The organism is Trichloromonas sp. (assembly GCF_041583255.1).
Classification (GTDB): domain Bacteria; phylum Desulfobacterota; class Desulfuromonadia; order Desulfuromonadales; family Trichloromonadaceae; genus Trichloromonas.
The window spans coordinates 1-9,878 of the sequence record NZ_JBFHGD010000122.1; the positions used below are offsets into that span (position 1 = coordinate 1).

Genomic DNA, 9,878 nt, shown 5'->3' on the forward strand with positions numbered 1-9,878 from the left:
AAAAAGGCGAAGACCTCTTCAATCGGCAAGGGGATGGTGAGGCTGTCGTAATAGCTGTGGCTTGCCGGCTTTTCCATCAATCCTCCTGGCGGTGGGCGATGAAGGGGGTGTAGCGGGTGGCCTCGAACTGAATATTGCCGGTTTTGAACGAGAGCCGGTAATCGGACCCCGCCGGATGGTAGCGCAGCAGGGAGGCGTGCAGAAGCAGCTGGCCGGGGAGCTTGATGCCGAGCTGTTCCAGCTGCTGCGGATAGGTGCCGTGAATATTCCGGTAGCTTTCGAGGGCGGATTGGATTGCGGTGCCTTGCTGCAGGCAGTCGGCAAGCGCTCGCTTGGCCAAGCTGTATCCTGCCGCCCAGGCACCGACGAACATCACCACCGCCGCCAGCAGCACATAGTATTTCTCCCGCTTGCGCGGCGAGGGGGAGAGCAGGGCGGCGCCAAAGGCGAGGATCAGCAGGGAGCCGGCTGCAGGGATGGAGACCAGCGGCAGCATCCCCTCGCCGAACCAGAGACCGGCAATGGGGGCGGCGGCCAGCAGCAGCAGGCAGAGAAGGCGGCAAAGGGCGGGGTTCGTCATGGGTCCGGCTGGCGCCTCAGCGACGGCCGCCGAAGAGCGAACCGAGCACGCCGCGAATCAGGCTGCGTCCGACCTGGCTGCCGATCGACCGGGCGGCGCTTTTGGCAAAGGATTCCACCAGGTTGTCCTTTTTGCGGCCGCGCGGGGGCGCCGGTTTCTGTGCCGCTTTGTCGGCGGCCTGCTGCTGGGCCTGCGCTTCGGCCTGGCTGGCCCGCTCCTGCAGGATCTCGTAGGCCGATTGGCGGTCGATATCCCGTTCGTAGTGGCCGTACAGCAGCGAGCCCTGGATGACCTGGGCCCGCTCCGCCTCCGTCAGCGGCTGCAGGCGGCTCCTTGGCGGGCAGATCAGCGCCCGTTCGACGATGGTCGGCGCCCCCTTGGCGTCGAGCACCGAAAGGAGCGCTTCGCCGACGCCGAGCTCGGTGATGACGGCGGCGGTGTCGAGCCGCGGGTTGGGGCGGAAGGTCTCGGCGGCCACCCGCACCGCCTTCTGATCTTTGGGAGTGAAGGCCCGCAGGGCGTGCTGGATGCGGTTGCCGAGCTGGCCGAGCACATCGTCGGGGATGTCGCGGGGACTCTGGCTGACAAAGTAAACGCCGACCCCTTTGGAGCGGATCAGCCGGACCACCTGCTCGATCTTGTCCTGCAGGGTCTTAGGCGCCTCATCGAAGAGCAGGTGGGCCTCGTCGAAAAAAAAGACCAGTTTCGGTTTTTCCGGGTCGCCGATTTCGGGGAGCTGCTCGAACAGTTCAGAGAGCAGCCAGAGCAGGAAGGTGGCGTAAAGCTGCGGAGACAGGATCAGCTGGTTGGCCGCCAGGATATTGATCATCCCCCGGCCGTCATCGGCGGTCTGTATGAAATCGGCGAGGTTGAGTGCCGGTTCGCCGAAGAATTTATCCCCGCCCTGGTCCTCGAGGCCGAGCAGGCGACGCTGGATGGCGCCGATACTGGCGGCCGAGATGTTGCCGTACTCGGTGGTGTACTCGCGGGCATTTTCCCCCACGTAGCGAACCATCGACTGCAGGTCCTTGAGGTCGAGCAGCAGCAGGCCGTTGTCGTCGGCGATGCGGAAGACCAGGCTGAGTACCCCGCCCTGGACTTCGTTGAGGTTAAGCAGGCGGGTCAGCAGCAGCGGCCCCATGTCCGACACCGTGGTGCGCACCGGGTGCCCCTGCTGGCCGAACACATCCCAGAAGGTGACCGGGTAGGCTTCCGCGGCAAAATCGTCCAGCCCCAGCTGTTGCGCCCGTTCGACTATCTTGGGATGGTCGCCGCCGGCGCGGGCCATCCCGGTAAGGTCGCCCTTGACGTCGGCCATGAAGACCGGCACCCCCATGCGGCTGAAGCCTTCGGCCAGCAGGCGCAGGGTGATGGTCTTGCCGGTGCCGGTGGCCCCGGCGATCAGGCCGTGGCGGTTGGCCATTTTCGGCAGCAGGGAAACATCCTTGTCGGCGCGGGCGAGCAGCATCGGGGTAGGCATGGCGATGAAACCTCCTTAAATTCGAATCCGTATTTTATAGTCGAATAAAAAGAATAACGCAAATGAGAGCGTCGGCAACGGCGGATGGGGGCCTCGCCTCGAGTCCCGGCGTTTTGCCGCTTGACTTTAATTCAAACGTTCGTTTAAATTGTGGTTGTTGAATAGATCAATAATGGGAGTATGACATGAGCCAACCGGATACCAAGGGGCGGATTCTCGATGTGGCCGAGGAGCTGTTTGCCCGCCAAGGCTTTCATGCCACCTCGCTGCGGGCGATCACCGGCGCGGCCGAGGTCAACCTGGCGGCGGTCAATTACCATTACGGTTCCAAGGAAGCCTTGCTCGACGCGGTCTTCGAGCGGCGCCTGACCCCCTTGAACTTTGAGCGGCGAGCCCGGCTGGATGCGGTGCAGGCGCTGGCTGCGTTCGAAGGGCGGCCACCGCGGGCCGAGGAGCTGCTGCGGGCCTTGATTGAGCCGACCCTGCGTTTGTACGAAACCGGCCCCGGGGCGGGTTCGTTTATCCTGCTGGTCGGCCGGGCCCTGTCCGGTTCGGATGAGCTGGTTCGCAAAATCTTTCTGCAGCATATGGGGGCTGTGTTTACCCTGTTGCTCGACTTGCTGGGACAGGCTCTGCCGCAGTTGCCGAAACAGCAGTTGTTCTGGCGGCTTCAGTTTTCCTTGGGAGCCACCGGCCATGCTCTGCGCTGGGCGGGTGGGGGAATGGAGCTGCCCGGCGGGGTCAGCCCACCGGCAAGCGTCGAGGAGCTGATCGACATGGTGGTCGGCTTCACCGCTGCCGGAATGGAGGCACCATGACGCTCAAATCATTCGTGCCAGCCCTGCTGTCGGTTTTTTTGCTATCCGGCTGCGCTTTACATAAGCCGAAGGCGGCGGCCCCGTTGCCCCTGCCGGAGAACTTTGCCGCGGCCCTGGGCGACACCGGCGACGCGACGCTTCCCGAGCGCTGGTGGACGCTGTTCGACGATCCCCGGCTCGATGCGCTGATGGAGCAGGCCTTCGCCGGCAATCTTGATCTGGCCCAGGCGCTGGCCCGGCTCGAGCAGCTGCAGGCGATGGGGCGCCAGTCCGCAGCCGCGCGGCAGCCGTATCTCAACTTGGAAGGGAGCGGCGGACGCGGACGCCAGCAGTCCATTGCCGGACCGGTTTCCTCGGACAGTTTTCGCCTGTCGGCGGCGGCGGGGTTCGAACTCGACCTCTGGCAGAAGCTCAAGTCCCGCAGCGATGCCGCCGACCTCGACGTGCTGGCATCGCGGCAGGATATTCAGTCCCTCTACCTGTCCCTGACCGCGCAGTTGGCCGAACTCTACTATCTGGCGGTGGAGCAGCGCGCCCAGCTTGCCCTCACCGACAGCACCATCGTCTCCTTCGAGGATTCCCTGGCGCGGGTCGAGGATCGTTACCGCAGCGGCCTGGTTCCGGCGGTCGATGTGTACCAGGCCCGGCAGAACCTGGCCGCGGCCAAGGCCCGCCGGCCCCAGGTCGAGCGGACCCTGGCGACCACCGAGCATGCCCTGGCGGTGCTGCTCGGGCGCTACCCCGGGCCAACCCTGTCCGGTGATTCGGCGACGCTCCCGGCCCTGGAGAAAGCTTTTGCCATCGGACTGCCGTCGCAACTGCTGACCCGCCGGCCCGACATCTCCGCGGCATTAGCCCGCCTGCAGGCCAGCGATGAGCGGATCGGCGCGGCCATCGCCGAGCGTTTTCCCTCCTTCGCCCTGATCGGCAACACCGGCGGCGCCAGCGGCGAACTCGACACCCTGCTCAGTTCGCCGAACATCTTCTGGAACCTGTTGCTCAACCTGGCCCAGCCGGTCATTGACGGCGGCCGGCGCAAGGCCGAGGTGGAGCGCACGCAGGCGGTCTTCAGGGAAAGCCTGGCCGAGTATCACCTGGTCGTGCTGCGCGCCTTTCAGGAGGTCGAAGACGCCCTGGCCCAGGGGCGCACCAGTGCCGAGCGCATCGGCCTGCTCGAAGCGCGGCTCGCCGCCGCCAGCGCGGCTCGACGCCTGGCCCTTGACCGTTACCTGCAGGGGCTCAGCGATTACCTGCCGGTGCTGACATCCCAGGCGACCGAGTTCGATGCCGAAAGCCAGTTGCTGGCCGCCCGCCGCCAGCTGGTTTCCGATCGCATCGCCCTGGCCCGCGGGCTGGGAGGCGGCTGGATGGAGCAGGCCCTGGAGTCACGATTGAATACCACATCCGAACAAGGATCTGAACTATGAGCGCCAAATCGAAGCTGATCAAAATCGTCCTGCCCCTGCTGATCCTGGTCCTGGCCGTGGTCGGCATGCGGGTGCTGATTGCCAGCCGTGAAGAACCGAAGAAGGAGGTCCGGGAAATCCCCGGCGCCCTGGTCGAAACTCTGGCGGTGACCCGCGGCAGCCGGGCGGTCAAGGTGGTCGGCACCGGCACCGTCCAGCCTTTTCGGGAAATCACCCTGACCCCGCAGGTCGGCGGGCGCCTGCTGGAGGTGTCGCCGAACTTTGTCGCCGGTGGCTTCTTCCGTACCGGCGAAGTCCTGCTGCGCATCGAGGACACCGATTACCGGTTGGCGGTGGACAAGGCCCGGGCGACCCTGGCCAAGGCCGAATACGAGTTGGCCAACGAGCAGGGCCTGGCCGACGTCGCCAGGCGCGAGTGGGAGCGGATGGGCTTTTCCGGCGAACAGCCGAGCCCGCTGGTGCTGCGCGAGCCGCAACTGAAGAATGCCGGCGCCTCGCTGCTGTCGGCCCGCGCCGCTCTCGGCCAGGCCGAACTCGACCTGGCGCGCACCCTGATAAGGGCCCCCTTTGACGGCCTGGTGCGTTCCGAATCGGTCGATCCCGGCCAGGTGGTCCGGGTCGGCACGGCGGTAGCGACCCTGATCGGCAGCGATCAGGCCGAAGTGCTGGTCCCCCTGCCGCTGGCCGAGCTCGACTGGCTCGCAGTGCCGCGCCCCGGCAGTGCAGGGCCGGGTGCCGCAGCCGAAATTCGGCTGTCGACCGGCGACGACCAGCACCGCTGGGAGGGGCGGCTCGACCGGGTTCTGGGTGAGGTCGATCCCCAGGGGCGCATGGCCCGGGCGGTGATCAAGGTGGCCGATCCCTACGGTTTGCAGGCCGGCGGCAGCGAGCGGCCGGCGCTGGCCATGGGGACCTTTGTCGAGGTGACCCTGCATGGACGGCAGCTCGATGACGTGGTGGTGCTGCCGGCGGCCGCCCTGCGCGACGAGCAGACCGTCTGGGTGGCCAGGGAGCAGAAGCTGCAGGTGCGGCCGGTCGAGGTGCTGCGCCGAACCCGCGACGAAGTGGTGATCGGTTCCGGCCTCGAGGCCGGCGACCAGGTGGTGCTGACCTATCTTCCCGGTGCCGCCCCGGGGATGAAGCTGCGGCCGATTGAGCCCCCGGCCTCCACGGAGAACCAGCCATGAGAAGCGCAATCCGCTGGATGGCCCATAACCACGTGGCTGCCAACCTGTTGATGCTGGTCTTCGTAGTCGGCGGCCTCCTCCTCGGCCCGCGGGTCAAGCAGGAGGTCTTCCCCGAAATTTCCCTCGACTGGATCAGCATTTCAGTCCCCTATCCTGGCGCCGGCCCGGAGGAGGTCGAAGAGGGGATCATCCTCAAGATCGAAGACAATCTCACCGGGGTCGACGGCATCAAGCAGATCAAGTCGACGGCCGCCGAAGGTTCCGGCACGGTGATGGTCGAGGTCGGCGAGGGGATGGATCCGGACCAGCTGCTGCAGGACGTCAAGAGCGAAGTCGACCGCATCACCACCTTTCCCCTCGACGCCGAGAAGCCGATCATCTCCAAGGTGCTCAACCGTCGCGAAGTCATTTCGGTGGTGGTCTACGGCGACCTGCCGGAACGCAGCCTGCGCGAGCAGGCCGAGCGGCTGCAGGACGAACTGCTGACCCTGCCGCAGATCACCCAGGTCGACCTGGGCGGGGTGCGCCCCTACGAGATTTCCATCGAGATTGCCGAAGCCGACCTGCGCCGCTACCAGCTGACCCTCGAGGGCGTGGCCGCCCGCATCCGCAAGGCTTCCCTCGATCTGCCCGGCGGCACGGTGCGCACCGAAGGGGGCGAAATCCTGCTGCGGACCAAGGAAAAGCGCTATTTCGGCCCCGGGTACGCCGACCTGGTGATCGTTACCAGGGCCGACGGCACCCAGGTGCGGCTGCGGGATATCGCGACAGTCAAGGACACCTTTGCCGAGACCGACACTTTTGCCACCTTCGACGGCAAGCCGGCGGCGATGGTCAAGGTCTACCGGGTCGGCGAACAGAAACCGACCGAGATTTCGCTGCTGGTCGATGCCTATGTTAAAGAAAAGCAGGGGCAGCTGCCGCCGGATCTGCACATCGCGACCTGGAACGACACCTCCGAGCTGCTCGAGAGCCGGATGAACCTGCTGACCAAGAACGCCTGCTTCGGCCTGGTGCTGGTCTTCATCGTGCTCGGTCTGTTTCTCGAGATCCGGCTGGCGCTGTGGGTCATGCTCGGCATTCCGATCTCTTTTCTCGGCACCCTCTTCCTGATGCCGACGGTGGGGGTGTCAATCAACATGATCACCCTTTTTGCCTTCATCCTGGCCCTGGGAATCGTAGTCGACGACGCTATCGTGGTGGGCGAAAACATCTATGAGCATCGCCAACTCGGCAAGCCCTATCCCGAATCCGCGGTGGACGGAGCCCAGGAGGTGGGTATCCCGGTGGTCTTTTCGATTCTGACCACGGTGGCGGCCTTCCTGCCGCTGGTCTTCGTCAGCGGGGTGATGGGCAAGTTCATCAAGTCGATCCCGCTGGTGGTGATCGTCATCCTGCTGGTCTCGCTGCTGGAGTCGCTGTTCGTACTCCCCGCCCACCTGGCCATCGGTCGTCCGCATCAGGCTCCCCGCGGCCTGCTCGGAGCCATTGACCGCACCCGGCGCTGGTTTGGCCGGCAGCTCGATCGCTTTATCGCCGGACCTTACCGGAAGACGCTGGAATGCTGCCTGCGTCACCGCTACACCACCATTGCTGCCGCTATTGCCTGCCTGATGCTGTCGGTGGGGGTGGTCAAGGGGGGGCTGATCCGCTTCAATTTCATGCCCGAGGTCGATGGCGACCAGATCATCGCCTCGCTGCAGATGCCCCGCGGCACCCCGGCCGAAGAGACGGCGCGGGTGCAGCGCCTGATCGCCGACAAGGCGCTGGCCACGGTGGCCGAATATGACGCCGAACGTCCCGACGGCAGCACCATCCTGCGCCACCTCTACGCGGTGGTCGGGGGCAAGGTGGCCGAAAGCGGGCCGGCGGCCGGAGGCGAAAGCGCCGGCGCGGCCCACCTGGCCGATGTCGCCCTGCTGCTGACCCTGAGCGAGAAGCGCGGCATCCCCGCCGCCGAAATATCCGACCGCTGGCGGGAGTCGGTCGGCGAAATCCCCGGCGTCGAGTCGCTGGTTTTCAAGTCGAACCTGGTGCACATGGGGGCCAACATCGACATCCTGCTGGCCCATGACAACTTCGAGGTGCTCGACCAGGCCTCCGAGCGCATCCGGGCGTCGCTGGCCGAATATCCCGGGGTCGGCGATATCGAGGACACCTATGCCCGCGGCAAGCGCGAAATCAAATTGCGGCTGAAGCCCGAGGCCCTCACCCTCGGTGTGACCGAAGAGGATCTCGGCCGGCAGATCCGCAGCGCCTTTTACGGCGCCGAGGCCCTGCGCCTGCAGCGCGGCCGCAACGAGGTGAAGGTCATGGTGCGTTATCCCGAAGCGGACCGGGGCAGCCTCTGGGACCTCGAAGCGCTGCGTATCCGCACCCCGCAGGGAGGCGAACTTCCCCTGGCGCGGGCGGCCTGGATCGACGAAGGGCGCGGCTTTTCCGAAATCAGCCGCACCGACCGCAAGCGGGTCATCAACGTCACCGCCCGGGTCGACAGCAAGCAGGCCAGCGCCCAGGACATCCTCACCGAGCTCAAGGGGGGGCTGCTGCGAGAGCTGGCCCACGACTACCCCGGCCTCACCTTCGACATGGAGGGGGAGGAGAAGGAGCGACGCGATTCGATGGCCAGCATGGGGCGCGGTTTTGTGCTGGCGCTCTTTGCCATCTTCGCCCTGCTGGCGATCCCTTTCCGCAGCTACAGCCAGCCCTTTCTGATCATGGCGGCCATTCCCTTCGGCATCGTCGGCGCCATCGCCGGCCACCTGATCATGGGATTTAACCTGAGCATGCTGTCGATGTTCGGCATCGTCGCGCTCTCCGGGGTGGTGGTCAACGACTCGCTGCTGCTGATCGATCGGGTCAACACCAATCGCCGCGACGGACAGCTCGACCTTCACCAGGCGCTGGTCGAGGGCGGGGTGCGCAGGTTCCGGCCGATCCTGCTGACCTCGCTGACCACCTTCTTCGGGCTGGCGCCGATGATCCTGGAGACCAGCGTGCAGGCCCAGTTCCTGATCCCCATGGCGATCAGCCTCGGCTTCGGCATCCTCTTCGCCACCGGCATCACCCTGCTGCTGATTCCCTCCCTCTATTTTGCCCTCGAGGATATCCGGCGGCTCTTCGGCTTGCGCGAGAGTCATGCCGATCATGCCGGGTAGGTAAAACTTATGCCATCGGGACAGGCGCGTTTCGCCTGTCCCGTTGTGCGGTTGGGACTGGGCCGGAAGCGGATGAAGCGTTTTGGTACGACTGGTGTTGCTGTCTGGCGACAGGCTCCGTTTCGAGTTCGCTCCGTAGCCGCAATGAAACTATACGTGATGTTCAACGTTTGCCAGCATCCTGCCGGCGCAGCGGGAAAAATTTGCGGCGGAATGCCTTTTTTACGTCTCCAATAGGAGACAATTCGAGACGATTTTTTGACCGCAGGCCTGCATTTTTTTACCCGTAATCAATTTGTGGGTTCTATCTCCCCGGTATTGTTGATATGATGTCGATGGCATGGGGATTGCTACTTTTCGCTTAGACGTAATCTGCCTGCTTAAAAGGAGCTTACAAGATGAAAAGATCGACATTGAATTACCGGGAAAAGCCGCAAAATCACAAAATCGGGAAGCGGAGCATGTCTTTGTTTCTGCTGCTTGTGACAGGGACGCTGTTGTTTCTTTCAGGTTCAATCAGCATGCTTGTCTGCCTGCTCTGGCTGGGCGGGTTGTTTTCCTTTTTTATTATGTTGGCCGGCATGAACGAAGACATTGCCGATGATGCCGCGCCTCGAAAAGGGGCTGTAATTCCGGTCGCCATTCAGCACAGAAGCATCAACAGTCCCAGGTTCTTTTCGCCGACCCACAGCGAATGAGCCTGCTGTCGAATATCGGCTAGTTTTCATTTCTGCTTAACGCCAAGAGGCGGACCCATTTCGGAGTCCGCCTCTTGTTTTTATGCCTGCTTGATGGCACTGTGATTTCTATCGTAACCAGACCGGCTGCCTAATACGCATCGATTCGATGCTGATATCGTTCTCTCTGCTGACGGCGCGGATGGTCGGATCGCCGGTGACTTTAGGGTGTCCGTCGGCAACCTGTTCGACTTTGTTCGAGACGAAGGGCATCATCGACTCATCCCTTTTCCGGCAAGAAAATGTCAACGCCATGTCGTTGTTTACGCGGCCATTTGTGTTTTAATCAAGTATATCCATAGACCTCGTGCCCAGGGGGCTCATATGTCGTCATTCAGGTTTCTGCTTCTGCTTTCTTTCATCCTGTTCTCCGCTCGGTCCGAGGCAACTGCTCTCGAAATTGTCTCCATCAGCCCTTCTACCGCAGCCGTCGGTTCCCGGGTCAGCGTCACCGGCGGGCCATTCGAGGCTGGCCTGCAGGTGCTGATCGG

At 64.0% G+C, this 9,878-nt stretch carries 8 protein-coding genes; 5 read left to right on the forward strand and 3 right to left on the reverse strand.

The features are described from left to right. Positions 1–76: 76 nt before the first annotated feature. On the reverse strand, positions 77–580 hold the full coding sequence (locus tag ABYV89_RS10645) for a hypothetical protein (protein ID WP_432822933.1): 504 nt from the start codon (positions 578–580) through the stop codon (positions 77–79). Positions 581–596: 16 nt separating this feature from the next. After that, positions 597–2,060, reverse strand: coding sequence for a helicase HerA-like domain-containing protein (locus ABYV89_RS10650; protein ID WP_432822934.1), 1,464 nt, complete (start codon positions 2,058–2,060; stop codon positions 597–599). A 185-nt stretch (positions 2,061–2,245) separates the two neighbouring features. On the opposite strand from ABYV89_RS10650, the gene ABYV89_RS10655 reads away from it, so the two are divergent. From ABYV89_RS10655 to ABYV89_RS10675, 5 genes are all read left to right on the forward strand, one after another. Then, positions 2,246–2,878 carry a TetR/AcrR family transcriptional regulator gene (locus tag ABYV89_RS10655; RefSeq protein ID WP_432822935.1) on the forward strand — a complete coding sequence of 211 codons (633 nt, stop codon included), beginning with the start codon at positions 2,246–2,248 and terminating at the stop codon, positions 2,876–2,878. Next, complete coding sequence (locus ABYV89_RS10660) at positions 2,875–4,305, forward strand: efflux transporter outer membrane subunit (protein ID WP_432822936.1); 1,431 nt, start codon at positions 2,875–2,877, stop codon at positions 4,303–4,305. Before ABYV89_RS10655 ends, ABYV89_RS10660 begins: the two co-directional genes overlap by 4 nt. Beyond that, on the forward strand, positions 4,302–5,492 hold the full coding sequence (locus ABYV89_RS10665; RefSeq protein WP_432822937.1) for an efflux RND transporter periplasmic adaptor subunit: 1,191 nt from the start codon (positions 4,302–4,304) through the stop codon (positions 5,490–5,492). The genes ABYV89_RS10660 and ABYV89_RS10665 overlap by 4 nt, the downstream gene beginning before the upstream one ends. Further along, a complete protein-coding gene (locus ABYV89_RS10670) occupies positions 5,489–8,650 on the forward strand; it encodes an efflux RND transporter permease subunit (RefSeq protein WP_432822938.1) in 3,162 nt (1,053 codons plus the stop codon). Before ABYV89_RS10665 ends, ABYV89_RS10670 begins: the two co-directional genes overlap by 4 nt. A gap of 398 nt (positions 8,651–9,048) precedes the next feature. After that, positions 9,049–9,348 carry a hypothetical protein gene (locus ABYV89_RS10675; protein ID WP_432822939.1) on the forward strand — a complete coding sequence of 100 codons (300 nt, stop codon included), beginning with the start codon at positions 9,049–9,051 and terminating at the stop codon, positions 9,346–9,348. Positions 9,349–9,456: 108 nt separating this feature from the next. Here ABYV89_RS10675 and ABYV89_RS10680 read toward each other — a convergent pair whose 3' ends face one another. Beyond that, entirely contained in the window at positions 9,457–9,600 is a 144-nt protein-coding gene (locus ABYV89_RS10680) for a hypothetical protein (RefSeq protein ID WP_432822940.1), read from the reverse strand. Positions 9,601–9,878 lie beyond the last annotated feature (278 nt).